The sequence below is a fragment of the Pseudolysinimonas kribbensis genome (assembly GCF_039531715.1).
Classification (GTDB): domain Bacteria; phylum Actinomycetota; class Actinomycetes; order Actinomycetales; family Microbacteriaceae; genus Pseudolysinimonas; species Pseudolysinimonas kribbensis.
This window is the reverse complement of record NZ_BAAAQO010000004.1, coordinates 690,473-712,917: the sequence shown is the minus strand read 5'-3', so window position 1 is coordinate 712,917 and position 22,445 is coordinate 690,473. Positions and strand designations below refer to the sequence as shown.

The window sequence follows — 22,445 nt, the reverse complement described above, 5'->3', positions numbered from 1 at the left end:
TCCTGAACGCGGGCTGCAAGCCACCGGCGAGGAATCGTCGCGGGCGTAACGTCCGGGGCATGTCATCGACGACCGCGCCCGCGAACCGGCAGAACGTCCGCAGCCTCGTTCCCGCCCGGATGGACCGCCTGCCGTGGTCGCGCTTCCACACCCTCATCGTCGTGGGGCTCGGGGTCTCGTGGATCCTCGACGGGCTCGAGGCGCAGATCGTGTCGCAGAACGGCTACGCGACCACGCTGCACATGAACGCCGCGCTCATCGGCTGGGCCGGCACGATCTACCTCATCGGTCAGGTCGCCGGCGCCCTGGTGTTCGGATGGCTCTCCGACCGGCTCGGACGCCGCAAGCTGTTCTTCCTCACGCTCCTGATCTACCTCGGCGGCACGCTCGTCGCCGGCCTCACCCCTCCGGGCGAGCAGTGGATCTGGTTCTTCTTCGTCTTCCGGTTCATCGCCGGGTCGGGCATCGGGGGCGAGTACGCCGCCATCAACTCGGCGATCGACGAGCTGATCCCGTCGCATTACCGCGGGCGGGTCGACATCGCGATCAACGGGACCTACTGGGCGGGCGCGGCGCTCGGCGCCTTCGGCAACCTGTTCTTCCTCGACAACCACATCTTCGCCGAAGGCATCGGCTGGCGGCTCGGCTTCTTCGTCGGGCCGGTGCTCGGCATCATCATCATCTTCCTGCGGCGCGGGGTGCCCGAGAGCCCGCGCTGGCTCATGACGCACGGCCGCCAGGAGGAGGCGGAATCCACGGTGCAGGGCATCGAGGATCGCGTCGAGCGCACCACGGGACCGGTGAAGACCGTGCCCGACTCGAAGGCGATCGAGATCTCGCCGCTGACGAAGGTGCCGATCCTGCAGCTGCTGCGGGTGTTCGTGCTCGAGTACCCGAAGCGCACGATCGTCGGTCTCACGATGATGATCACGCAGTCGTTCCTGTACAACGCGATCTTCTTCACCTACGCGCTGGCGCTCACGAACTTCTACCACGTGCCCAAGGAGCAGACCTCGTGGTACTTCTTCCCGTTCGCGATCGGCAACCTGCTCGGCCCCATCCTGCTCGGGCACCTGTTCGACACGTGGGGTCGGCGCAAGATGGTGCTGCTCACCTACGGCGGTGCAGGCGTCATCCTGCTCGCGTCGTCGCTGCTGTTCCAGGCGAACGCCATCACCGCGATCGTGCAGGCGATCTTCTGGAGCGCGGCCTTCTTCCTCGCGTCGGCGGGCGCCTCGAGCGCGTACCTGACGGTCAGCGAGCTGTTCCCGCTCGAGGTGCGCAGCCGCGGCATCTCGTTCTTCTTCTCGATCGCGCAGATCTTCGGCGCCCTCGGCCCGGTGATCTACGGCGGCCTCATCGGCGACGGCCACAACCGCACCGGCATGGCCGTCGGCTACTACATCGGTGCCGGCGTCATGATCCTGGGCGGCATCATCACGTTCGTGCTGGGGGTCAACGCGGAGCGCAAGCCGCTCGAGGAGGTCGCCGACCCGCTGAGCCTCGCCAACCGCCAGCAGCGCCGGGAGGGCTGGACCGACCCGAAGGGCGACACCGGGGCGAACGCCGGCGAGAAGGGGTCGTCCGGATCACGATCCGGGGGCTGACCCCCTGTCGCGCCGGGCACCGACGGGCGAGCGTGGAGTCATGAACCGACCCACCCTCTCCCGTCCCCGTCAGGGGCGCATCATCGCCGGCGTGTGCGCCGGGCTGGCGCGACGGTTCGGCTGGAACGTCACCGTCGTGCGCGTGCTGGCCGTGCTGTCGTTCGTGCTGCCCGGCTCGCAGCTGCTGGCCTACGCGATCTGCTGGATCGTCATCCCGTCGGATCCGGAGGTCGCGCGGAGCCCGTTCCCGGGTTCGCCCCAGGAGCCCTCCAGCACGAGCGCCTAGCTTCGGGGCGTGGGATTCCTCGGTCGCCTCTTCGGATTCTCCGGAGCGTCGCCGGATGCCGGCGGCGCCGAGCCGCCGGAGGACGCGGCGGCGATCGAGCGCTATCGCTTCGTGGTGCGCACCGCGCCGTCGGCGACGATCGAGCAGGTGCACGCCGAGGCCTTCGCGCGACTCACCGACGCGCAGCGCGCGGTCATCTACGAGGAGCTCAGCCGGGGCGCCGGCACCGGGGAGCGTCCGCTCTCGAGCGAGCCCGCGACGCTCGCCCGGTCGGTCTCACGGGCGCAGTCCCGCACCCCGGATGCGCTCGAGCGCGTCGTCGGCGCCGGGGGCCCGGCCCTCCTGGGCGCGGTCGCCGGATACGTGGTCGCGTCTCCGCTCGTGAGCGCGTTCCTGCCGTGGGGCGGCTCCGCGACTCAGGACGCGGGATCCGGCGCCACCGCGGCCGACGACCGGGGCGACGCGGCGGTCTGACGCGCGCCGCGCCACCGGCCGAGCAGCAGCACGGCGATCCCGAAGCACACGGCGCCGAAGACCGCGAGCGGCAGGCTCAGGAACAGCTCGATCTCCAGGAACGTCGGCAGGAAGGTCAGAGCGGCGCACACCGCGACCACCCCGATCGGCGGCGTCGGCCCGAGCTCACGAGGCGCCTCCCACCGCCCGACGAGCAGCGACAGCGCGAACAGCAGGCCGAGCACGAGCACGTAGACCGCGATCCGCGACCACCACCACGCCGCCGAGCCGGGCGTCGGGCTCGCGCCGGGGATCAGCAGGGCGAGCCCGGCGAGCGCGATGATGATCGGCAGGTGCCACAGGTAGATCGTCATGAGGCGGGTGCCGGCCAGGAAGACGATGCCGCGGGCGCCACGGGTGCGCATGAGGCCGGTCAGCGCCGGCTTCAGCAGCCGCAGCGTGCAGGCCTGCGCGAGGCCGAGCGCCACCAGCGGCAGGGTCGGCGGGTTGAGATTCGTCAGCATGTCGGCGGAGTACGGACCCGCGAAGACCATCGGGAAGAGCGTCGCCCACGCGCCGAGACCGAGCAGCGCGAGCTGCCACCAGCGGCGCCGATCGAACCAGCCGTCGGCGTACCAGAACCCCAGCTGCTGCACGAGCGGCCAGACGAAGAGCATGTCGAGCAGGCCGATCGTGTCGCCGTCGAGAGTCACGTGCACGTCCGCATAGGCGTAGCTGAAATCGAGGTGACCGGGCACGGTGTAACGCAGCACGTCGACGATGATCACGCCCGCCAGCAGCACCGCCAGCGGCGCCCAGCGGTTGCGTTCGTGCCAGGTCGCGAGCGCCGGGAGGAGCGCCTGGCAGAGCGTGTAGGCGGCGATGAACCAGAGCGGCGACCCGGCGCCGACCGCGACGCTCGCGACGAGGGCGGGCGGAGCCCCCACCAGTGTCGCGATCCCGAGCGCGGCGACGTAGAACACGAAGAGCGGCAGGGCGGGCTGCGCCAACCTCAGCACGCGGTTGCGCACGAAGTCGGCCGCCGTTCCCCCGCGGCGACGCAGGTTGCGCCAGGCCGTCATCCCGGCGAATCCGCCGACGACGAAGAACAGCGGCATGATCTGCATCACCCAGGTGACGCCGTCGAACCACCATTGGTGCTCGAGGGGCCGCGTGACGACGATGCCGTGCGGACCCGCGCCGACGCCGACCTCGAGCAGGTGGATCACCACCACGAGCAGCACGCAGAACACGCGCGCCAGGTCGAGGGTCAGGTCCCTTTTCGAGAGGTCGATCGAGGACGGGCGCGCACTCACGCGCCGACACTAGCGGGCGTCAGTGCGCGAGGAGGATGCGCACCGCGGTGTCGCGGTCGCGGGTCTGCGCGATCTCCACCGAGGTGTTGTAGACGGTCCCGTACAGACTCACGAAGCGGTCGCCCGCCTCGATCACGTAGCCCACGACGATGTCGGCCTTCACCACCCGCCAGACCCCGGGCAGCGCTTCGACGACATCCGCGTGGATGACATCGGCGGTAGTGATCATGCGTGTATGATCCCACCCCCTCATCGGGGGTACCAGGGGTTGCCGCTGAGCGTCAGGTGTGCATCCGCACGACCGCCGCCGTCTCGGGCGGGATGGCGTCGGCGGCGACATCGGCGCGGGTGCCGAGCAGCAGCTCGCCGGTGCCCGCGGCCCACGCCTCGCGGCCGAGGTTCACCCGCAGCTCGAGGTCGCGGATGCGCAGCCGGAACCGGCCCGCGTCGTCGTCGACGTCCGCGGCCAGCTCGTCGAAGGTCGCCTCCCGGAACGCGCTCTCGCGCCGACGCAGGGCGATGAGGTCCCGGTGCAGGCGCAGCAGCCGGGCGTGCGGGTCGCGCTCGCGCTCGGCCCACTCGAGGTGCGAGCGCTCGAAGGTGGCGGGGTCCTGCGGATCCGGCACGGCATCCGGATCCCAGCCCATCCGCTCGAACTCGGCGATCCGCCCCTCGGCGGTCGCCCGCCCGAGGTCGGGGTCGGGATGCGCGGTGAAGAACTGCCAGGGGCTCGAGGCGCCCCACTCCTCGCCCATGAACAGCATCGGGGTGAACGGCGAGCACAGGGTCAGCACCGCCGCGATGGCGAGCCGGTCGGGCGAGAGCGTGGCCCCGAGCCGGTCGCCGGTGGCGCGGTTGCCGATCTGGTCGTGATCCTGGGCGAAGGTGACGAGCCGCCACGGCTCGAGCTCGGGCGGGATGGGAGCGCCGTGGGGGCGTCCCCGGAACGACGAGTACGTGCCGTCGTGGAAGAAGCCGCGGGTGGCGGCCTTCGCGAGCGCCGCGAGCGAGTCGAAGTCGGCGTAATAGCCCTGCGTCTCGCGGGTCAGCGCGACGTGCACGGCGTGGTGGTAGTCGTCGCACCACTGCGCGGTGAGCCCGTCGCCGCCGGCCTCGCGCGGGGTGATCAGCCGCGCGTCGTTCATGTCCGACTCGGCGATGAGCGTGAGGGGACGGCCGAGCGCGGCGCTGCGCTCGTCGGCCTGCGCGGCGAGGGCGGTCAGCAGCGCGTCGCGACGGTCGTCGGCGAGGGCGTGCACGGCATCCAGGCGCAGGCCGTCGACGCCGTAGTCCTCCAGCCACATCCGGGCGTTGTCGAGCGCGTACCGGAAGACCTCCGGCTCCTCGATCGCGACCGTGTCGCCCCAGGTGTTGCCGCCCTCGGTGCGCAGGTACGGCGCGAACCGGGGCAGGTGGTTGCCCGCCGGGCCGAGGTGGTTGTAGACGACGTCCTGGATGACGCCCAGCCCCCGCGCGTGGCACGCGTCGACGAGGCGGCGGTACGCGCTCGGGCCGCCGTAGCTCTCGTCGACCGTGAACCAGGCGACGCCGTCGTAGCCCCAGTTCCAGTCGCCGTCGAAGGCGTTGACCGGCAGCAGCTCGACGAGGTCGATGCCGAGGGCGACGAGGTCGTCGAGACGCTCGATCGCGGAGTCGGCGGTGCCGCCGGGCGTGAAGGTGCCGAGGTGCAGCTCGTAGACGACCGAGCCCGGCAGAGCGCGCCCGGGCCAGCGGCCGGCGCTCTCGAAGACCGCGGGGTCGACGACGGCGCTCGGGCCGTCGACGCCGTCGGGCAGCGCACGGCCGCGCGGGTCGGGGACCGGGGCCGGGTCGTCGTCGAGCACGAAGCCGTAGCGGCTGCCGGGCGCGAGGTCGACGTCGGCGCGCCACCAGGCATCCGGATCGCGGCGCATCTCGTGCAGCTTCTCCGGAGTCCACAGCCGCACTCGACCGGGGCGCGGGGCCCAGACCTCGGGGATCACGAGGAACTCCGGAGAAGCGCGACGGGATAGCGGTCGAGGAGGTCGGCGACGCGGGTCTCGCCGCCGGCGTGCTCGGCGCCGGTCAGCTCGTCGACGACAGGCCGGTGCGGCAGCAGCACCGTCGTGGCGCCCCAGCCGCCGGCGCGGGCGAGGCCCAGCGGCAGGCGGGTCGCCAGCACGGTCACGCCGCCGCGGTCGACCGCGACGATGTGGCGGGAAGCCGCGCCGATCGCGGGGATCGGCAGGTAGCGGCCGAAGAGCTCCGGATGGTCGCGGCGCAGTCGCAGCGCGCGGCTGGTGACCAGGAGCTTCGCGGCGCCGGTCGCGTCCAGCGGGGGGCGCCATCCGGCGTCGAGGCGGGCGAGCAGTGCGCGGCGCTCGCCGAGGTCGACGGGCCGGCGGTTGTCGGGGTCGACGAGGGATCGCTCCCAGAGCTCGCTGCCCTGGTAGACGTCGGGCACACCGGGGCCGGTGAGCTGCAGGAGCTTGGCGGCGAGGCCGTTGGACCACCCGGCCGGCTCGAGCAGGGCGACGATCCCGTCGAGGGCCGCCGCGGTGCTGGCGTCGTCGAAGCAGGCGTCGACGAGCGCGTGCATGCGCCGCTCGAACTCCTCGTCGGGGTGCTGCCAGCTCGTGTGGGCGCCCGCCTCGCGCGCAGCCTTCTCGGCGTAGCCGTGCAGGGCCGCGCGCTCCCGCGGCCACGACCCCGCGACGGACTGCCAGAGCAGGTTCTCGAACACCGGATCGCCGAGGGGATGGCGCTGCCGCATCCCCGCCACGAACGCCGCCCACTCGCCCGGCGCCTCGGCGATCGCGGTGATCCGCGCGCGGGTGTCCTCGCCGCGCTTGGTGTCGTGCGTGGAGAGCGTCGTCATCGCGAGCGGATGCTCGGCGAGCCGCCGCTCCTGGCGCGCGTGGAACTCATCGACGTCGATCGCGAACTCCGAGGGGTCGGCGCCGACCTCGGTGAGACTCGCGAGCCGGGAGACGCGGTAGAAGGCGCGGTCCTCGACGCCCTTCGCCATGACCATGCCGCTGGTCTGCTGGAACCGGATCGCGACCGGCTGCGCCGGGTCGCTCAGCACCGGCGCGAGCGCAGCGATGCTGCTCGCGAGGTCGGGCCGGCGTCGCGTCGCCTCGGCGATCGCCGCGTCGAGGTGCTCCCGCCCGTACGGCAGGTAGCTCCGGTACACGGGGAAGCACGCGAGCACCTCCGCAGTCGCATCTTCGACCCTCTCGCCATCCCCTTCCTGGCCAAAAACGCCCAGTGGGCTCCCGCCCGCACTGGGCGTTTTTGGCCAGGGAGTCGCGGCTTCGCGGGCCGCGGCCTCGCGGGCGAGGCGGGCGACCTCCGAGCGGAGGATGCCGTCGGCGACCTCGCGCTTCATGTCGTGCACGAGGTCGTCCCAGGCGACCGGCGGGTCGAGCCGGTCGAGGGCCGCGAGACCCTCCGGGTCGACGAGCACCCGGTCGAACTCGGCGAGCGCGTCGTACCCGGTGGTTCCGGCCGTCGCCCAGAACGGGGGCAACCGCTCGCCGTGCTCGAGGATCTTCTCGACGAGCACGTAGGCATCGCCCGTCGCGGCGGCCAGGGCATCCAGGTACCCGCCCGGATCGGCGAGCCCGTCGGGGTGGTCGACGCGCAGGCCGTCGGCGATCCCCTCGCGCACCCAGCGCAGGATCTCGCGGTGCGTCGCCGCGAAGACCTCCGGCAGCTCGACGCGGACGGCGGCGAGGTCGCTCACGGCGAAGAAGCGGCGGTAGTTGAGCTCGGCGTCGGCGCGGCGCCAATCGACGAGCTCGTAGTGCTGCGCCGCGTGCACCGCGAGCACGTCCGGCGCCTCGGTGCCGTGGGCCAGGGGATAGCGATGCTCGTGGTAGCGCAGCTCGCCGTCCTCGACGCGCAGCGCTCCGCTCGCGGCGGCGTCGGCGAGGGACTCGCCGAGCACCGGGATGCGCACCCGGCCGCCCCCGAGATCCCCGTCGATGTCGAACCACGCCGCGTGCTCGGCGTCCGCTCCGTGCTGCAGCACGTCCCACCACGCGGCGTTCACCTCCGGCCGCGCCACGCCCACGTGGTTCGGCACGATGTCGACCAGAACCCCCAATCGGTTCGCGTGCGCCGCGCGCGACAACGAATCGAGCGCATCGACGCCCCCGCGCTCCGGATCCACCCTCGCGGGGTCGACGACGTCGTACCCGTGCGTCGACCCCGGCGTCGCCTCCAGCAGCGGCGACAGGTAGACCCAGTCCACCCCGAGGTCGCGCAGGTACCCGGTGGCATCGGCGGCGTCGGCGAGGGTGAACCCGGCGGTCACCTGCAGCCGGTAGGTGGAGATCGGCGAACCGGGCATCGGATCAGGCCGTGCGCTGCGGGGTGCTCACGGCGAGCTCCGGGCTCACCGCATCGTCGGTCGGCGCATCGGGTCGGTGCTCGCAGAGCACGAGCAGCGAGTGCGCGCCGACGGCGCACGGCGCGCCCGCCATGAGCGTGTCGCCCCCCACGCGCTCGCCCGAGGTGTCGATCATGACGTCCCATTCGTCGGCGTAATCGGCGTCGGGCAGCGTGAGCTGCACGTCCTCGTCGTGGGCGGAGAAGTAGACGAGGAAGTGCCGGTCGCTGATCCGCTGGCCGCGCACGTCCATCCCGTGGATGCCCTGCCCGTTCAGATACACCCCGATCGTGCGCCCGAACCCGGCCTCCCAGTCCTCGGGCGTCATCATCTCGGCATCCGGCTTCAGCCACACGATGTCGGGCACCGGCTCACCCGCGCCGCGCCGCACCGGCCGTCCGTCGAAGAACCGGCTGCGCCGGAACGTCGGATGCTCCCGCCGCAGCCGCACGACGGCCGCGGTGAACTCGATGAGCGCCTGGTCGGCGTGCGCCCAGTCGACCCAGGTGATCGGGTTGTCCTGCGCGTAGCCGTTGTTGTTGCCGCCCTGCGTGCGTCCGAGCTCGTCGCCGTGCAGGATCATCGGCACGCCCTGGCTCAGCAGCACCGTGGCGAGGAAGTTGCGCTGCTGCATGCCGCGGAGGGCATTGATGCCGGCGTCGTCGGTCGGGCCCTCGGCGCCGCAGTTCCACGATCGGTTGTCGTCGTTGCCGTCCTTGCCGTTCTCGCCGTTGGCGTCGTTGTGCTTGCCGTTGTACGAGACGAGGTCGCGCAGGGTGAAGCCGTCGTGCGCGGTGACGAAGTTGATCGACGCGACGGGACGTCGTCCGGTGTCCTCGTACAGGTCGCTCGACCCGGTGATGCGGGAGGCGAACTCGCCGAGCGTGCCCGGCTCGCGGCGCCAGAAGTCCCGCACCGTGTCGCGGTACTTGCCGTTCCACTCCGCCCACTGCGGCGGGAAGTTGCCCACCTGGTAGCCGCCCGGCCCCACATCCCACGGCTCGGCGATGAGCTTGACCTGCGAGACCACCGGGTCCTGCTGCACGAGCTCGAAGAAGGTCGACAGCCGGTCGACGTCGTAGAACTCGCGCGCGAGCGTGGAGGCCAGGTCGAACCGGAACCCGTCGACGTGCATCTCGGTCACCCAGTAGCGCAGCGAGTCCATGATGAGCTGCAGCGCCCGCGGGTCGCCCGCGTTCAGCGAGTTGCCGGTGCCCGTGTAGTCCATGTAGTACTCGGGCGTCTTGTCGACGAGCCGGTAGTAGGCGGCGTTGTCGATGCCCTTCATCGAGATCGTCGGGCCGAGATGGTTGCCCTCGGCCGTGTGGTTGTAGACCACGTCGAGGATCACCTCGATGCCGTCGGTGTGCAGGGCGCGCACCATGCCCTTGAACTCCTGCACCTGCTGGCCGAGCCGGCCGGATGCCGCGTAGGCCGCGTGCGGCGCGAAGAACGCGATCGTGTTGTAGCCCCAGTAGTTGTGCAGGCCCTTGTCCTGCAGGTTGCCCTCGTCGACGAACTGGTGCACCGGCATGAGCTCGACCGCGGTCACGCCGATCTTCTGCAGGTGGGCGATGACCGACGGGTGCGCGATCGCGTCGTACGTGCCGCGCAGATGCTCGGGCACGTCCGGATGCTGCTGCGTGAGTCCCTTGACGTGCGCCTCGTAGATCACGGTCTCGGCGAGCGGGGTGCGCGGGGCGCGGTCGCCGGTCCAGTCGAAGAAGGGGTTGATGACGACCCCGTGCAGCGTGTCGGCGACATTGTCGGAGTCGTCGCGCTGCTCGGGGCTGCCGAAGGTGTAGCCGAACATGGACTGCCCCCACCGGATGTCGCCGGTGGTGGCCTTCGCATACGGGTCGAGCAGCAGCTTGGCCGGGTTGCAGCGCTGACCGGTCGCCGGATCCCACGTGCCGCTCACCCGGTAGCCGTAGCGCTGCCCGGGCTGGACCCCGGGCAGGTAGCCGTGCCAGACGTAGCCGTCGACCTCGGTCAGGTCGACGCGGGTCTCGGTGCCGTCTTCGGCGATCAGGCACAGCTGCACGCCCTCGGCGACCTGGCTGAAGAGCGCGAAGTTGGTGCCGTTGCCGTCGAACGTCGCGCCGAGCGGGTAGGCCGTACCGGGCCAGATCGGGGAGGGGGTAGGGGTGGATGCCGCCTGCATTCCGATCACGCTAGCCGCCGCTCTCGAACGCCGCCGTGTCGGGGGCGGGGCCCGGATGCCGTTGCCAGGGACCGCCCAGAAACATCGGAAATCAATGATTCGGCTCCGGAGGCTCCGGTGCAGTCGTGGATCGCGCCGTGTGCGGCCTCCGTGTGGGCCCGAACCCGAATCGGCGTGCCGCGTTGCGCGCCCCCGCGCACGCCGCGCCCGACCCCCCGGAGACCTCCCTTGTCCCGTTCCGTCCTGCTGTCCATCGCGGGCGCCTCGCTCACGGCGGTGCTCATCGCCGCCGGGACGACCGTCGTCGCGCTGCCGGCCTTCGCCTCCGTCGTCGAGCACGCCCGGTTCGATGCGGCATCCCAGCACCTCGACCTCGCCGCGCACACCGACCCGATCCGGGTCGCACCCCGCGACGGGGTCACGATGACCTCGATCACCCTCGTGCAGTGGCCGATCGACCCGGCGACGCGCATGAGCAGCGGGTTCGGCCGGCGCATCCCGCCCTGCGGCGGCTGCTCGAGCATGCACAGCGGCGTCGACCTCGTGCCCGGCGCCGGCACCCCGATCGCCGCGATCGCCGACGGCACCGTCGTGAAGGCAGGGTTCTTCGGCGACCTGGGCGAGCACGTCATGATCCGGCACGACGTGAACGGAGAGACGGTCACGAGCGTCTACGGCCACATGATCGCGGGGTCGCTGCACCTCGCCGTCGGCGACCACGTCACCCGGGGGGAGATCGTGGGCCGGGTCGGCGACACCGGGGAGAGCACGGGGACGCATCTGCACTTCGGCATCCTGGACGCGTCCGGCACGCCGGAGGATCCGCTGGCGTGGATGCGCGCCCACGTGACGCAGCCCTGGGGTTAGAGGTCCCGGCTGGCGCTCGGCGGACTCCCTGCCGCTAGTCTGGCGCCATGCCACCAGCCGGGGGGCCGACGGTCTCGATCGTCATCCCCGCCTTCAACGAGGAAGAGCGGATCCGGGCCTGCGTCGTCGCCGCGATCGATCAGACGGAGCCGGCCGACGAGATCCTCGTCGTCGACAACCGCTCGACCGACTCCACGCTCGCCGTGCTCGAGTCGCTGCGGGCGGAGTTCCCCGACGCGCCGCTGCGGATCTTCCGCCAGGACGCCGAGCAGGGTCTCGTGCCGACGCGCAACTTCGGGCTCGACCAGGCGATCGGCGAGGTCATCGGCCGCATCGACGCCGACTCGGTGATCGAGCCGGACTGGGTGCAGGAGGTGCGCCGGATCTTCGCCGACGGCACCGTCGATGCCGCGACCGGCCCGATGATCTACTACGACATGCCGCTGCAGCGGCTCGGGCATCACGCCGACGACGCGCTGCGCCGCGCGATCCTGCGTCTCGCTCGCGACTACCACTTCGTGTTCGGCAGCAACATGGCGATCCGTGCGAGCGCCTGGCGCGACATCCGGGGCGTCGCGTGCCGGGACGCGAACGACGAGATGCACGAGGACATCGACCTCAGCATCCACCTGCAGCGTCGCGGGCACCGCGTCGTCTACAGCTCGGACATGGTCGCCGGCATGAGCGCGCGGCGCCTCGACGACAACCCCCGGGACTACGCCAGCTACGTGCGCCGGTGGGAGCGCACCTACGACGCGCACGGGATCGCCAATCCGGCCCTGCGCGCCCCCATGGTCGTGTTCGCGGCGATCTACCCGGTCATGAAGGGCGTGCGCTGGGGCGGCCGGGTGCGCCGGCGGGGACTCGCGCTCGGCCTGGCCCGCTGAATCTGGCACGCTGTCGGCATGCCCGGTTTCGTCCTGACCCGTCTCGACATCGGACCGGCGGAGCTGGAGGCCGCGCTTCCGCTGCGCGCCGACGCCCTGCGCGTCATCCCGGGCTCCGATCGACCAGACTACCTGCTCGCCCGGTTCGAGCACCCGCTCAAGTACCGCACGCCGGCCGGATTCGACGTGAACCGGGCGGACCCGTCGCTGCGCGGCAGCGACGAGCGGGGCGACTTCGTCATCGTGCAGGGCATCATCGTCTGCGCGCGGTTCGTCGGCCAGAACTTCACGTCGGGCATGCGCGACCTCGCCGTCAACATCGCGTACGTCATCGACAACTCCGCGGCGAACGACGCGACCGTCGACTTCTCGAAGCTGGAGTACGTCGCGGTCGGCTTCGTCGACGACGTCGCCTCGGCCGCGTAGCGCCGCGCGCGGTGGGGCGCGCGCACGCGTAGGATCGGCGTCGAACACGGGAGTCCGGTGTGCCGGGCTGAGAGGGAGCTGATCCAAGCTCCGACCGTCGAACCTGATCCGGATCATGCCGGCGCAGGGAGGCATCTCGAAACCCGTGCCGACCGATCCGGAGGCACGCATGACCGCAGCAGCTCTTCCCATCCGCACCGTCGCCCGCTGGCGCGTCGTCGACATCGTGGTGGCCGCCGTGCTCGGCGTCGCCTGCGGGGTCGTCTTCTGGGCGTGGGGGATCGCATGGACCCCGCTCTCGACCCCGCTCGCGTTCTCGCCCGGCCTGTTCGGCATCCTGAACGGCCTGTGGCTGTTCGCGGGCGTGCTCGGCGGGCTGGTGATCCGCAAGCCGGGTGCCGCGATCTTCGTCGAGCTGCTCGCCGCGATCGTCGAGATGGCGATCGGGTCGCAGTGGGGCTTCACGACGGTGATCTCCGGCATCGTGCAGGGCCTCGGTGCCGAGATCGTGTTCGCGATCGTGCTGTACCGGCTCGGCTCGTGGTGGATCGCCGTGCTCGCGGGTGTCGGCACCGGGATCGCGGAGGGCGTGCTCGACAGCTTCCTGAGCTCGTCGGTGGTCGCGCTCGATGCCGCGGCGAAGAGCGTCTACATCGGCACGACGATCCTGTCGGGGGCGATCTGCGGGCTGCTCGCGTGGTTCGCCGTGCGGGCGCTCGCACGCACCGGGGCGCTCTCGCGCTTCCCCGCCGGGAGGTCGCGCTGACCACGGTCGGCAGCGGCAGCGGCGGCGGCGTTCGCGGCGTCGCGGTCCGCGCCCGGGGCTGGGGCTGGCGGCACGCCGGCCGGGGCGCGCCCGCGCTCACCGGCCTCGACCTGGCGATCGAGCCGGGGGAGCGGGTGCTGCTGCTCGGGCCGTCGGGCGCGGGCAAGAGCACGCTGCTCGCCGCCCTCGCGGGCGTGCTCGGCGCCGACGGCGAGGAGGGCGACGCCGCCGGCGAGCTGACGATCGACGGGATATCGCCCGCCGCCGCCCGCGGACGCGCCGGCCTCGTGCTGCAGGACCCCGACGCCCAGACCGTGCTCGCGCGGGTGGGCGACGAGGTCGCGTTCGGCTGCGAGAACCTCGGCGTGCCGGTCGACGAGATCCGCCGCCGGGTGCCCGAGGCGCTCCGGATGGTCGGGCTCGACCTGCCGCTGCACGCCTCGACCGCGGCGCTCTCCGGCGGTCAGCGCCAGCGGCTCGCACTCGCGGCGGTGCTCGCCATGCGCCCCGGGCTGCTGCTGCTCGACGAACCGACCGCCAGCCTCGACCCCGAGGGCGTCATCGAGGTGCGCGACGCGGTCGCGCGGATCGCCGCCGAGACGGGCGCCACGGTCGTGGTGGTCGAGCACCGGGTCGCGACCTGGCTCGACGTGGTCGATCGGGTGGTGGTGCTCGAGGCGGGCGCCGGGGTGGTGGCCGACGGTGCTCCGGATGCCGTGCTGACCGCGCGCGGCGCGGAACTCGCGGCCGCGGGCGTCTGGGTTCCCGGCCGGCCGCCGGCGCATCCGGTGCGCGACTGGGCGGCCGGCGAGACGCTGCTCTCGGCGCGCGACCTGAGCGTGGGGCGCGGCGCCGCGATCGCCGCCGGCGGCGTCCGGACCACGGTGTCGGTGGGATCGGCGCTCGCGGTGACCGGCCCGAACGGCTCCGGCAAGACGACGCTCGCCCTCACCCTGGGGGGCCTGCTGCCGCCGGTCGCGGGCGCGGTGGAGGCGGCGCCCGCCCTCGCCGCCGGGCTCGGCCCCGGCCCGGTGCGCTGGCGGTCCCGCGAACTGCTCACCCGCATCGGCACGGTGTTCCAGGAGCCGGCGCACACCTTCGTCGCGCCCACGGTGCGCGCCGAGCTCGAGGTCGGCCCGCGGGCGCTCGGCCTCCGCGGCGCGGAGCTCGCCGCGCGCATCGACCCGCTGCTCGAGCGGCTGCGCCTGGGCGCGCTCGCCGACGCCCAGCCGCACACGCTCTCCGGCGGCGAGCAGCGCCGGCTGTCCGTCGGTGCGGTGCTCGCCGGCCGGCCCCGCGTGCTCGTGCTCGACGAGCCGACGTTCGGGCAGGACGCGGTCACCTGGGCCGAGCTCGTCGCCCTGCTCGCGGAGCTGCTGCGCGCGGGCACCGCGATCGTGACGACCACCCACGATGCGGAGCTCGTGGCGGCCCTCGCCGACGCCCGGCTCGAGCTCGGCCGGGCGGCGGTGACCGCGTGAGCGTCAATCCGGTCACCAAGCTCGGCGTCGCGCTGCTCGTGACGGTCGCGCTCGTGCTCTCCATCGACGTGGTGTCGGCGGGGGTGGTGCTCGTCGCCGTGCTCGTGCTCGCGCCGTTCGCCCGGGTGGGGCTCGGCGCCGTGGCGCGGCGCAGCATCCCGCTCGTCGTGGCCGGGGCGCTGGCGGCGATCACGACGGCCCTCTACGGGGTCGACGCAGGGGCCGTGCTGCTCGCGCTCGGGCCGGTCACGGTGACGAGCGGATCGCTCGCGCTCGCGGCGGCGGTCGGGTTGCGCGTGCTGGCGATCGGCATCCCGGGCATCCTGCTGCTCGCGACGATCGACCCGACCGACCTCGCGGACGGCCTCGCGCAGCGGCTGCACCTGCCGGCGCGGTTCGTGCTCGGCGCGCTGGCCGCGTTCCGGCTGGTGGGGCTGCTCGTGGCCGACTGGCGCGACCTCGCGCTCGCCCGCCGGGCGCGCGGGATCGCCGACCGCGGCCGCATCCGGCGCGCGCTCGGACAGGCGATCGCCCTGCTCGTGCTCGCGGTGCGTCGTGGAACGAAGCTCGCGACGGCGATGGAAGCCCGGGGTTTCGGCGCCCCGGGGCCGCGCACCTGGGCGCGCGCGTCGCGGTTCGGGGCGGGCGACCTCGTGCTCGCGGGGACCGGTGTCGTCGTCACGGCGCTCGCGATCGGCCTCGCCGTCGCGCTCGGCACCTGGAGGTTCGTCGGTGCCTGAGTTGTCGGTGCCTGAGCTCGTCACCTCGTTCGAGGACCTCGTCGCACGGGCGGCGGCGGTTCCGCGCCCGGTGGTGCTCGTCGACGGCGGCTCGGGGGCGGGCAAGACGAGCCTCGGCGAGCGGCTCGCGCCGGCCCTCGGCGCCCAGCTCGTGAGCCTCGACGACATCTACCCCGGGTGGGACGGCCTGGAGGCCGGGAGCGCCGCCGTCGTGGCGGACGTACTGCGCTCGGAGGATCCGGGATGGCGGGGCTGGGACTGGACCACCCAGCAGCCCGGGATCTGGCATCCGGTCGACCCCGCCCGCCCCCTCGTCGTCGAGGGCTGCGGCGCCCTCAGCCGCGCCGCCCGGCGCCTGGCCACCCTCGGCGTCTGGGTCGAGCTGGATGCCGCCTCGCGCCGCCGCCGCGCGCTCGCCCGCGACGGCGACGCCTACGCCCCCCACTGGGACCGCTGGGCCCGCCAGGAGGCCGCCTTCGCCGCCCGCGAGCACCCGCACCTCCATGCCGACGTCACCTGGCCGGTCACTCGCGCGCCTCACCCCCAGCCGAGGCGGTGGAGTTCGTCGTCGTCGATGCCGAAGTAGTGGGCGATCTCGTGCACGAGCGTGACGTGCACCTCGTCGTGCAGCTCGTCGAGGTCGCGGCAGTACGCGAGCAGCGGCAGCCGGAACAGCACGATGCGATCCGGCAGCTCGCCGAACCCGTAGCGGTCGCGGCGCGTGAGGTCGACGCCCTGGTACTCGCCCAGGATGTCGGACCCGTCCTCCGGCGCGTCCTCGCACACGAAAACGACGTTCTCGAGCCCGTCGACCATCTCATCGGGCAGCGCGTCGAGCTCCTCGACGACGAGGGCCTCGAAGGCCTCGGCATCCACGTCGAGCGGCATCGCTCTCAGCGATCGACGGCGTCGACGAGGCGCGCCTGCAGCTCGGCGAGCCAGTGGTACACCTGCCCGAGCTGGTCGTCGGGCACGGTGTCGTCGTCGTGCCGGATGCCGAGCCGCTCGGCGATCACGAGCCTCAGGTCGGTGAGCGCCGGCAGCCAGGCGCCGACGGCATCCGGGTCGAGCAGGATGCGCCCGTCGCCCGCCGCCGCGATCGATGCCGCGATCCGGCCCGCGTTCGCGCTCTTGCGCTCGACGAGGCCCTCGTAGGTGTACCGGCGGAACTCGTCGTCGGCGTCCGGATCGTCGCGGTACGCCACCGGGAACAGCCGGTCGTGCACGGCGTCGTCACCCTCGTCGTCGTGCAGCACCTCGTCGTACTGGGTCGCGAGCGAGGCGAGCAGGTCGCGCTCGACCGCGTCGAGCCCCACGACGATGTCGCCGCGCCGGCGCTGCACCCTCATCGCGTCTCGCTCCGCATCAGATCCGCTCCACGGTCGCCCACAGCCCGAACTCGTGCATCGCCTCGGTGTGCCGCTCCATCTCCTCGCGCGGGCCCGACGCCACCGTCGCCCGGCCCTCGTGGTGCACGAGCAGCATGAGCCGCTCGGCCTCCCGGCGGGGGTAGCCGAAGTAGGTGCGGAAGACGTGCGTCACGTAGGTCATGAGGTTCACCGGATCGTTCCACACGACGGTGCTCCAGGCGCGGTCGGGCTCGAAGAGCTCGCGCTCCTCGAGGGCCTCGTCCGGCTGGGTCAGTGACATCGTGGGGTGGATGACGGGGCTCGAACCCGCGACCACCGGCACCACAAGCCAGTGCTCTACCAACTGAGCTACATCCACCATGCGCCCTCCCACGTGTGGCTGGGCAACCCCACGATTGTAGAGCACCGCGCGGGCTCCGCGACGCGCGCCGCGAGGCCGCGACGTGCGTGTTCCGCCGAACGGGCGCCTCGCGGACGCGGGCCGGTGACGCTCAGTCGTGCGGGGCGTGCGCCGGCAGCTGGTCGGCCCACGCGGCGGTGGTCGCGGCCGACACCTCCTGGGCCTGCTCCGAGCTCGGTCCCGGCTCGGTGACGAAGAGGATGCGGCGGTAGTAGTCGAGCTCGCGGATCGACTCGAGGATGTCGGCGAGCGCCCGGTGTCCGCCGTTCTTTGCGGGCGCCTGGAAGTAGGCACGCGGGTACCAGCGGCGGGCCAGCTCCTTGATCGACGACACGTCGACGCTGCGGTAGTGCAGGTGCTGGTCGACCCGCGGCATGAACTTCGCCAGGAACGAGCGGTCGGTGCCGATCGTGTTGCCCGCCAGCGGCGCCGACTGCGCGTCGGGTGCGAACTTCAGGATGTACTCGAGCACCTCGTACTCGGCCTCGCCGAGGCTCTTGCCGTGCGGGATCTCGTCGATGAGCCCGGAGGTCGTGTGCATCGCGACGACGAAGTCGCTCATGTGCTCGAAGGCCTCGGCATCCGGCTTGATGACGATCGAGAAGCCGGGGTCGAGGGGCTTGAGGTCGTAGTCGGTGACCACGACGGCGACCTCGACGAGCTCGTCGATCGACAGATCGAGGCCGGTCATCTCGCAGTCGATCCAGACGAGGACGTCGTGCGCTGCCATGCCCCGACTCTAGCGGCGCACCCCGACGACCCGCCCCGCGCAGGTGATCGTGCGCGAGCACATCGCGCCCCTTCCCTGAGCCTTTCGCCATCCGATCGCGCTCGCGCGGCACGCATCCGATGGCGAAACGTCGATCGGATGCGTGCCGCTCAGGCCGCGTCGGCGACGCCGATGTCCTCGGCCTCCTCGCGCACGGTCTCCTCGCCGCCGTCGATACGGCGCAGCTGATGGCGGCCCGCGACGATGAGCACCGTCGCGACGAGCACCGACGCGCCGCCGACGTAGAACGAGATCGCCGGGTCGCCGGTCCAGGCGGCGATCGCGGCGGCGAGCGGGGGAGCGGCCGCGCCCCCGATGAACCGCACGAACGAGTACGCCGACGACGCGACCGAGCGCGGCAGGTCGGTGGCGTTCATGACCGCCTCGGTGAGAACGGTGTTGAGCACGCCCAGGAACAGCCCGCCCACGATGATGCAGACGATGATCCCGACCGTGCTCGCGACCAGCAGGCCCACGAGCCCGAGGTCGATCGCGAGCAGCGGCAGCACGACGGCCAGCACCGTCGACCGCGGCATCCGAGCGGTCAGGATCGGTGCGACCCACACGCTCGTCACGGCGACCGCGACGCCCCAGCCGAAGAACACGAAGCCGAGATCGAGCGCCGTGAACCCGTTCAGCCCGGGGGCGAACGGCGAGAACGCGAGCAGGGTGAAGAAGCCGACGTTGTAGAACAGGGCGGCGAGCGCCAGCACCAGCAGCGTGCGGTTGCCGAGCGCGCGCAGCGGCGCCGTGAACCGGGTCTTCTCACGCACGACGCCCTGGGCCTCCCGGGGCAGGAGCACCAGGATCGCGACGAACGCGATCGCCATGAGCACCGAGACGCCGAAGAACGGGCCCTGCCACGCGATCGACCCGAGGAGGCCGCCGACGAGCGGACCGACCGCGATGCCCAGCCCGAGCGCCGCCTCGTACAGGATGATCGCCGCGCTCGTGCCGCCGGATGCCGCCCCCACGATGGTGGCGAGCGCCGTGGAGATGAACAGCGCGTTGCCGAAGCCCCAGCCGGCGCGGAATCCGATGATCGCCTCCACGGACGGGCTGAGCGCCGCGAGCAGCGCGAACAGCACGATGAAGGCGAGGCCGATCAGCAGGGTCAGGCGGGCGCCGATCCGGCTGGAGATGAAGCTCGTGACGAGCATCATGAGTCCGGTGATCGCGAGGTAGCTCGTGAACAGCAGCTCGGTCTCGGTCGCGGTGGCGTGCAGCTCGGTGGCGATGCCCTTGAGGATCGGGTCGACGAGCCCGATGCCCATGAACGCGATGACGCACGCGAACGCGATCGCCCACACCGTGCGCGGCTGCTTCAGGATGCTGGCGGTCTCGCCGGTGGCGTTGCCGTGCGCGGGTGCGGTGCTCATGAGGCCGCCTCCTTCTCGACCGCGGTGCGCGCGGCCATCAACTCGGTCGCGCGCTCGAGCGCTCGCCAGTCGGCGTCGTCGAGGTCGCGGAAGAACGGTTCGAGGGCCGTGCCGATCTCGGCGCGGTAGGCGTGCAGTGTCGCGGTGCCCTTGGGCGTGATCCGGATCAGCCACGCGCGCGAGTCGGCGGTGTCGGCGATGCGCGACACGAACTCCTCCTCGACCAGCTGTCCGAGGGCGCGCGTCATGCCGGGCTGGGTGACGCGGCAGGCGGTCGCGAGCTCGCCGACCCGCATCGGGCCGTCGCTCTCGAGGATGCCGAGCGCCCGCCAGATCGCGGAGGGGGTGCGGTTGCCGGTCGCCTGGGCCGCGACCCGCACGAGGCGGTTGCTCGCGACCAGCAGGGCGGAGAGGGTCTCGCGTCGGGTCGAAGTCATATACCCAGTTTATATAACATTGGTATGTATTGCTGGTCACGGAATCCCGCGGCCCCCGCCGGCGTTGTCCCCGGCGTGATCGTCGAGCTCTACAGTTCGAGCTTCTGCGGCGCCTGCACGGCGACGCGGGCCGTGCTCGACGAGGCCGCGCGCCTGGTTCCGGCGGCATCCGTCGTCGAGCGCAACGTCGCGAGCGCTCCGGATGCCGCGGCCGCCGAGCGGATCCGCGCGACTCCCACGGTCATCGTGCGCCGCGAGGACGGCACCGAGGTCTTCCGCGCGGAGGGCGTGCCCACCGTGCAGCGCGTGCTCGCCGCGCTCGCGCTCGCGGTCTGAGCGCCCGCCCGCCTGCCTGGACGGCATCCATCTGACGCGAATGCACGGTCAGAGCGCGCCGCACCCGGCATTCGCGTCAGATCGAGGGCGGCTCCGGAGCCAGTCCCCCCGGAGAGATTCGAACTCCCGACCAGCCGGGTAGAAACCGGATGCTCTATCCACTGAGCTACGGGGGGCAACCGAGCCCAGAGTAGAGCACCGCCTTCAGTTCGCGGCCTTCTCGGCGGGCGCCGCCGGCGAGGTGCCGAATGCGGGCAGCGCCGTGGTCGCGCCGCCGACCGGCAGCGACGCCGCGTGCTCCGGCGCCTCGTGGGTCGTCGCGGTCACCTGCTCCTCGGCCCACTTCTGCTGCTCGACCACGAGCGGATCGGGGCCCTGGTCGTCGTAGCGCCAGCGCTGCAGATCGGTCGTGAACAGCCGCTTGCCCTTGCCCGGCTTGTGCAGCCAGAGCACGAGGCGATCGCGGTACTCCGAGAAGGTCTGGTCGGCCGCGTAGCTGTAGCTGACGGAGTTCGTCCGCATCTCGGCGAGCTGGTGCGTGGCCCAGTCGGCGGCGAGTCCGGCGCCCGAGATCGGCAGCAGGCGCACCATGACGTCCGCCTCGCTCGCGAGATGGGCGGCGTGCTCCTTCGCGGCGGCGGACTGGCTGTGCCACTTGGCGGCATCCTGACCCGCCTGGATGAGCGCGGTCACCGCCGACGCGCGCGTCTCGTGATCGCGCTGGGCCACCAGTCGCCGGGTGACGCCGCGCCCGATGACGGCCCCGACGATGCCGGCGACCACGATCGCGATGAAGGGGATGATCGCCCCCGAGATGATCCGCCACCCTGCGTCGGACTGGGTCCAGTCGACGAGGTCGTTCCACCACTGCATGCGCGCACCATAACCCCGGCGCCCGCGCGGGCGGGAACCGAATCGCCGGTCGAGGCCGAAGGCGCTCGCGGCGGGGCGACTACGCGAAGCGCAGGGCGTCGAGCGCCTCGTCGGGCGACCAGAACTCGCCGACGACCGTGAACCCGGCGGCGCGGGGCCGCATGCGCTTGGCGCGGTACCGGACGCCCGCGGCATCCGGAACCGTCTCGACGTACCCGAGCACGCTGCCGTCGCGGTGCAGCACCCGGGTCAGCCCGGCGTGCAGCGGCACGAGCCGCAGGCCCGGGAACGACCGGGAGGTCGGCAGGGGAGCGCTGCGCTCGAGGAGGTCCATGCGCCGATCATGACCCCGGCCACCGACATTCCGGCCGGACCGGGGCTTTCGTGCGCTCGGTCCGGACCGACGCTCAGGCCTCTCCGACGCCCTCGCGGGCCAGCGGCTCGATCGCCGCGAGCTCATCGGCGGTCAGCGGCGCGGCCGTCGCAGCGCGCAGGTTGTCCTCGAGCTGCGCGACGCTCGAGGCGCCGATGAGCGCGCTCGTGACCTCCGGATGCCGCAGCACCCAGGTGAGCGCGAGTTGCGCGAGGGTCTGGCCGCGGCCCCGGGCGATCTCGTTCAGCGCCCGCGCCGTCTCGAGGTATTCGGGCGAGATGTTGCGCTCTGTCATCCAACGGCCGATCGCCGCCCGGGAGTCGCTCGGCACGCCCGCGAGATAGCGGTCGGTGAGCAGGCCCTGCGCGAGGGGCGAGTAGACGATCGCCCCGGCGCCGACCTGCGCGAGCACGGGCAGCAGCCCGCGCTCGATCTCGCGGTCGAACATGTTGTATCGCGGCTGGTGGATGAGCAGCGGCACGCCGTCGGCCGCGAGCGCCGCCGCCGCGGCCCGGGTCTGCTCCGGGTCGTAGTTCGAGACGCCGGCGTACAGCGCCTTGCCGGCCCGCACCGCCGACGCCAGGGCGCCCATGGTCTCCTCGATCGGGGTGCTCGGGTCGGGCCGGTGCGAGTAGAAGATGTCGACGTAGTCGAGCCCCATCCGTCCCAGCGACTGGTCGAGCGAGGCCAGCATGCCCTTGCGCGATCCCCACTCGCCGTACGGGCCCGGCCACATCCGATAACCCGCCTTGGTCGATACCACCAGCTCGTCCCGATACGGCCGCAGGTCGGAGGCGAGCACCGCCCCGAAGGTGCGCTCGGCATCCCCGCCGTCCGGGCCGTAGTTGTTGGCGAGGTCGATGTGCGTCACGCCGAGATCGAACGCGCGCAGCAGGATCTCGCGCTGGGTCTGGCGCGGACGGTCGGAACCGAAGTTGTTCCACAGGCCGAGCGAGATGCGGGGGAGCAGGAGACCGCTGCGCCCGGAGCGCTCGTACGGCATCCGGTCGTATCGGTCGTCGGCGGCGAGATGGGTCACTCGTGGCAGCCTAGGTCGCGTCCTGAGGGGTTGCCGCCAAACCGGGCCAGGATGGGTCGCCCGGCGTACCGTGAGTCGCATCCGAAGTTCCGCTTCCGAAG

General features: G+C 72.3%; 25 protein-coding genes, 2 tRNA genes and 1 riboswitch. Of the genes, 11 read left to right on the top strand and 16 right to left on the bottom strand.

Annotation, left to right across the window (positions count from 1 at the left end):
- Window positions 1-59 precede the first annotated feature (59 nt).
- From ABD285_RS14115 to ABD285_RS14105, 3 genes are read left to right on the top strand one after another with little or no spacing between them, the layout of a single operon-like run.
- A complete protein-coding gene (locus tag ABD285_RS14115; RefSeq protein WP_344203101.1) occupies window positions 60-1,607 on the top strand; it encodes an MFS transporter in 1,548 nt (515 codons plus the stop codon).
- 40 nt (window positions 1,608-1,647) lie between these two features.
- The gene (locus ABD285_RS14110; protein WP_284254985.1) at window positions 1,648-1,893 is read left to right on the top strand and encodes a PspC domain-containing protein; all 246 of its coding nucleotides are present in this window, start codon (window positions 1,648-1,650) and stop codon (window positions 1,891-1,893) included.
- Between the two features lie 9 nt (window positions 1,894-1,902).
- Window positions 1,903-2,367: a hypothetical protein gene (locus ABD285_RS14105; protein WP_284254986.1), complete on the top strand. Its 465-nt coding sequence runs from the start codon at window positions 1,903-1,905 to the stop codon at window positions 2,365-2,367.
- Here the strand turns inward: ABD285_RS14105 and ABD285_RS14100 are convergent.
- From ABD285_RS14100 to glgX, 5 genes are read right to left on the bottom strand one after another with little or no spacing between them, the layout of a single operon-like run.
- On the bottom strand, window positions 2,310-3,662 hold the full coding sequence (locus ABD285_RS14100; RefSeq protein ID WP_284254987.1) for an acyltransferase family protein: 1,353 nt from the start codon (window positions 3,660-3,662) through the stop codon (window positions 2,310-2,312). The genes ABD285_RS14105 and ABD285_RS14100 overlap by 58 nt on opposite strands.
- A gap of 19 nt (window positions 3,663-3,681) precedes the next feature.
- Window positions 3,682-3,891, bottom strand: a complete 210-nt coding sequence (locus ABD285_RS14095; RefSeq protein WP_284254988.1) for a hypothetical protein — start codon at window positions 3,889-3,891, stop codon at window positions 3,682-3,684.
- A gap of 52 nt (window positions 3,892-3,943) precedes the next feature.
- Window positions 3,944-5,644 carry a malto-oligosyltrehalose trehalohydrolase gene (gene treZ / locus ABD285_RS14090; protein WP_425565040.1) on the bottom strand — a complete coding sequence of 567 codons (1,701 nt, stop codon included), beginning with the start codon at window positions 5,642-5,644 and terminating at the stop codon, window positions 3,944-3,946.
- Window positions 5,641-7,998 carry a malto-oligosyltrehalose synthase gene (gene treY / locus ABD285_RS14085; protein ID WP_344203098.1) on the bottom strand — a complete coding sequence of 786 codons (2,358 nt, stop codon included), beginning with the start codon at window positions 7,996-7,998 and terminating at the stop codon, window positions 5,641-5,643. The genes treZ and treY overlap by 4 nt, the downstream gene beginning before the upstream one ends.
- Window positions 7,999-8,002: 4 nt before the next feature.
- Window positions 8,003-10,201 carry a glycogen debranching protein GlgX gene (gene glgX / locus ABD285_RS14080; RefSeq protein WP_284255732.1) on the bottom strand — a complete coding sequence of 733 codons (2,199 nt, stop codon included), beginning with the start codon at window positions 10,199-10,201 and terminating at the stop codon, window positions 8,003-8,005.
- A gap of 228 nt (window positions 10,202-10,429) precedes the next feature.
- Here glgX and ABD285_RS14075 point away from each other — a divergent pair, with 228 nt between their 5' ends.
- The 7 genes from ABD285_RS14075 to ABD285_RS14045 all read left to right on the top strand — a co-directional run bounded on the left by ABD285_RS14075 (window position 10,430) and on the right by ABD285_RS14045 (window position 15,954).
- A complete protein-coding gene (locus ABD285_RS14075) occupies window positions 10,430-11,068 on the top strand; it encodes a M23 family metallopeptidase (protein WP_344203096.1) in 639 nt (212 codons plus the stop codon).
- A gap of 47 nt (window positions 11,069-11,115) precedes the next feature.
- Window positions 11,116-11,955, top strand: coding sequence for a glycosyltransferase family 2 protein (locus ABD285_RS14070; RefSeq protein WP_344203094.1), 840 nt, complete (start codon window positions 11,116-11,118; stop codon window positions 11,953-11,955).
- An 18-nt stretch (window positions 11,956-11,973) separates the two neighbouring features.
- Window positions 11,974-12,381 (top strand): hypothetical protein, encoded by a 408-nt coding sequence (locus ABD285_RS14065; RefSeq protein ID WP_284254990.1) that lies wholly within the window; start codon window positions 11,974-11,976, stop codon window positions 12,379-12,381.
- 45 nt (window positions 12,382-12,426) lie between these two features.
- Window positions 12,427-12,528, top strand: a riboswitch (TPP riboswitch).
- A 22-nt stretch (window positions 12,529-12,550) separates the two neighbouring features.
- Window positions 12,551-13,147 carry an ECF transporter S component gene (locus ABD285_RS14060; protein ID WP_344203092.1) on the top strand — a complete coding sequence of 199 codons (597 nt, stop codon included), beginning with the start codon at window positions 12,551-12,553 and terminating at the stop codon, window positions 13,145-13,147.
- Entirely contained in the window at window positions 13,144-14,628 is a 1,485-nt protein-coding gene (locus ABD285_RS14055; protein ID WP_344203561.1) for an ABC transporter ATP-binding protein, read from the top strand. Before ABD285_RS14060 ends, ABD285_RS14055 begins: the two co-directional genes overlap by 4 nt.
- A complete protein-coding gene (locus ABD285_RS14050; protein ID WP_284254992.1) occupies window positions 14,625-15,368 on the top strand; it encodes an energy-coupling factor transporter transmembrane component T family protein in 744 nt (247 codons plus the stop codon). The genes ABD285_RS14055 and ABD285_RS14050 overlap by 4 nt, the downstream gene beginning before the upstream one ends.
- A 7-nt stretch (window positions 15,369-15,375) precedes the next feature.
- Window positions 15,376-15,954 carry a nucleoside/nucleotide kinase family protein gene (locus ABD285_RS14045; protein ID WP_344203090.1) on the top strand — a complete coding sequence of 193 codons (579 nt, stop codon included), beginning with the start codon at window positions 15,376-15,378 and terminating at the stop codon, window positions 15,952-15,954.
- Here ABD285_RS14045 and ABD285_RS14040 read toward each other — a convergent pair.
- The 7 genes from ABD285_RS14040 to ABD285_RS14010 all read right to left on the bottom strand — a co-directional run bounded on the left by ABD285_RS14040 (window position 15,906) and on the right by ABD285_RS14010 (window position 19,723).
- Complete coding sequence (locus tag ABD285_RS14040) at window positions 15,906-16,256, bottom strand: metallopeptidase family protein (protein WP_284254994.1); 351 nt, start codon at window positions 16,254-16,256, stop codon at window positions 15,906-15,908. The two genes, ABD285_RS14045 and ABD285_RS14040, sit on opposite strands and share 49 nt — an antisense overlap.
- A 5-nt stretch (window positions 16,257-16,261) precedes the next feature.
- Entirely contained in the window at window positions 16,262-16,717 is a 456-nt protein-coding gene (locus ABD285_RS14035; protein WP_284254995.1) for a DUF2017 family protein, read from the bottom strand.
- A 16-nt stretch (window positions 16,718-16,733) separates the two neighbouring features.
- Window positions 16,734-17,018: an ATP-dependent Clp protease adapter ClpS gene (clpS, locus tag ABD285_RS14030; RefSeq protein WP_284254996.1), complete on the bottom strand. Its 285-nt coding sequence runs from the start codon at window positions 17,016-17,018 to the stop codon at window positions 16,734-16,736.
- 2 nt (window positions 17,019-17,020) lie between these two features.
- Window positions 17,021-17,096, bottom strand: a tRNA-His gene (locus ABD285_RS14025).
- A 133-nt stretch (window positions 17,097-17,229) separates the two neighbouring features.
- Complete coding sequence (gene orn / locus ABD285_RS14020) at window positions 17,230-17,868, bottom strand: oligoribonuclease (protein ID WP_344203087.1); 639 nt, start codon at window positions 17,866-17,868, stop codon at window positions 17,230-17,232.
- Window positions 17,869-18,017: 149 nt separating this feature from the next.
- A complete protein-coding gene (locus tag ABD285_RS14015; protein ID WP_344203085.1) occupies window positions 18,018-19,286 on the bottom strand; it encodes an MFS transporter in 1,269 nt (422 codons plus the stop codon).
- Complete coding sequence (locus tag ABD285_RS14010; RefSeq protein ID WP_344203083.1) at window positions 19,283-19,723, bottom strand: MarR family winged helix-turn-helix transcriptional regulator; 441 nt, start codon at window positions 19,721-19,723, stop codon at window positions 19,283-19,285. The genes ABD285_RS14015 and ABD285_RS14010 overlap by 4 nt, the downstream gene beginning before the upstream one ends.
- Window positions 19,724-19,798: 75 nt before the next feature.
- Here ABD285_RS14010 and ABD285_RS14005 point away from each other — a divergent pair, with 75 nt between their 5' ends.
- Window positions 19,799-20,059 (top strand): thioredoxin family protein, encoded by a 261-nt coding sequence (locus tag ABD285_RS14005; RefSeq protein ID WP_284254997.1) that lies wholly within the window; start codon window positions 19,799-19,801, stop codon window positions 20,057-20,059.
- Between the two features lie 103 nt (window positions 20,060-20,162).
- Here the strand turns inward: ABD285_RS14005 and ABD285_RS14000 are convergent.
- The 4 genes from ABD285_RS14000 to ABD285_RS13985 all read right to left on the bottom strand — a co-directional run bounded on the left by ABD285_RS14000 (window position 20,163) and on the right by ABD285_RS13985 (window position 22,308).
- Window positions 20,163-20,235: transfer RNA gene (locus ABD285_RS14000), tRNA-Arg, on the bottom strand.
- 28 nt (window positions 20,236-20,263) lie between these two features.
- Complete coding sequence (locus ABD285_RS13995) at window positions 20,264-20,932, bottom strand: hypothetical protein (protein ID WP_284254998.1); 669 nt, start codon at window positions 20,930-20,932, stop codon at window positions 20,264-20,266.
- Window positions 20,933-21,011: 79 nt separating this feature from the next.
- Window positions 21,012-21,266, bottom strand: a complete 255-nt coding sequence (locus ABD285_RS13990) for a hypothetical protein (protein ID WP_284254999.1) — start codon at window positions 21,264-21,266, stop codon at window positions 21,012-21,014.
- A 73-nt stretch (window positions 21,267-21,339) separates the two neighbouring features.
- Complete coding sequence (locus ABD285_RS13985; RefSeq protein WP_425565068.1) at window positions 21,340-22,308, bottom strand: aldo/keto reductase; 969 nt, start codon at window positions 22,306-22,308, stop codon at window positions 21,340-21,342.
- Between the last annotated feature and the right edge of the window lie 137 nt (window positions 22,309-22,445).

Bases quoted from the DNA above. Each gene is read 5' to 3' on its own strand.
- glgX (WP_284255732.1), bottom strand. From the start codon at position 10,201: ATGCAGGCGGCATCCACCCCTACCCCCTCCCCGATCTGGCCCGGTACG.
- treY (WP_344203098.1), bottom strand. From the start codon at position 7,998: ATGCCCGGTTCGCCGATCTCCACCTACCGGCTGCAGGTGACCGCCGGG.
- ABD285_RS14060 (WP_344203092.1), top strand. From the start codon at position 12,551: ATGACCGCAGCAGCTCTTCCCATCCGCACCGTCGCCCGCTGGCGCGTC.
- ABD285_RS14115 (WP_344203101.1), top strand. From the start codon at position 60: ATGTCATCGACGACCGCGCCCGCGAACCGGCAGAACGTCCGCAGCCTC.
- ABD285_RS14065 (WP_284254990.1), top strand. From the start codon at position 11,974: ATGCCCGGTTTCGTCCTGACCCGTCTCGACATCGGACCGGCGGAGCTG.
- ABD285_RS14010 (WP_344203083.1), bottom strand. From the start codon at position 19,723: ATGACTTCGACCCGACGCGAGACCCTCTCCGCCCTGCTGGTCGCGAGC.
- ABD285_RS14040 (WP_284254994.1), bottom strand. From the start codon at position 16,256: ATGCCGCTCGACGTGGATGCCGAGGCCTTCGAGGCCCTCGTCGTCGAG.
- clpS (WP_284254996.1), bottom strand. From the start codon at position 17,018: ATGTCACTGACCCAGCCGGACGAGGCCCTCGAGGAGCGCGAGCTCTTC.
- ABD285_RS13985 (WP_425565068.1), bottom strand. From the start codon at position 22,308: ATGCCGTACGAGCGCTCCGGGCGCAGCGGTCTCCTGCTCCCCCGCATC.
- ABD285_RS13995 (WP_284254998.1), bottom strand. From the start codon at position 20,932: ATGCAGTGGTGGAACGACCTCGTCGACTGGACCCAGTCCGACGCAGGG.
- ABD285_RS14035 (WP_284254995.1), bottom strand. From the start codon at position 16,717: ATGAGGGTGCAGCGCCGGCGCGGCGACATCGTCGTGGGGCTCGACGCG.
- orn (WP_344203087.1), bottom strand. From the start codon at position 17,868: ATGGCAGCGCACGACGTCCTCGTCTGGATCGACTGCGAGATGACCGGC.
- ABD285_RS14070 (WP_344203094.1), top strand. From the start codon at position 11,116: ATGCCACCAGCCGGGGGGCCGACGGTCTCGATCGTCATCCCCGCCTTC.
- ABD285_RS14015 (WP_344203085.1), bottom strand. From the start codon at position 19,286: ATGAGCACCGCACCCGCGCACGGCAACGCCACCGGCGAGACCGCCAGC.
- ABD285_RS14110 (WP_284254985.1), top strand. From the start codon at position 1,648: ATGAACCGACCCACCCTCTCCCGTCCCCGTCAGGGGCGCATCATCGCC.
- ABD285_RS14095 (WP_284254988.1), bottom strand. From the start codon at position 3,891: ATGATCACTACCGCCGATGTCATCCACGCGGATGTCGTCGAAGCGCTG.
- ABD285_RS13990 (WP_284254999.1), bottom strand. From the start codon at position 21,266: ATGGACCTCCTCGAGCGCAGCGCTCCCCTGCCGACCTCCCGGTCGTTC.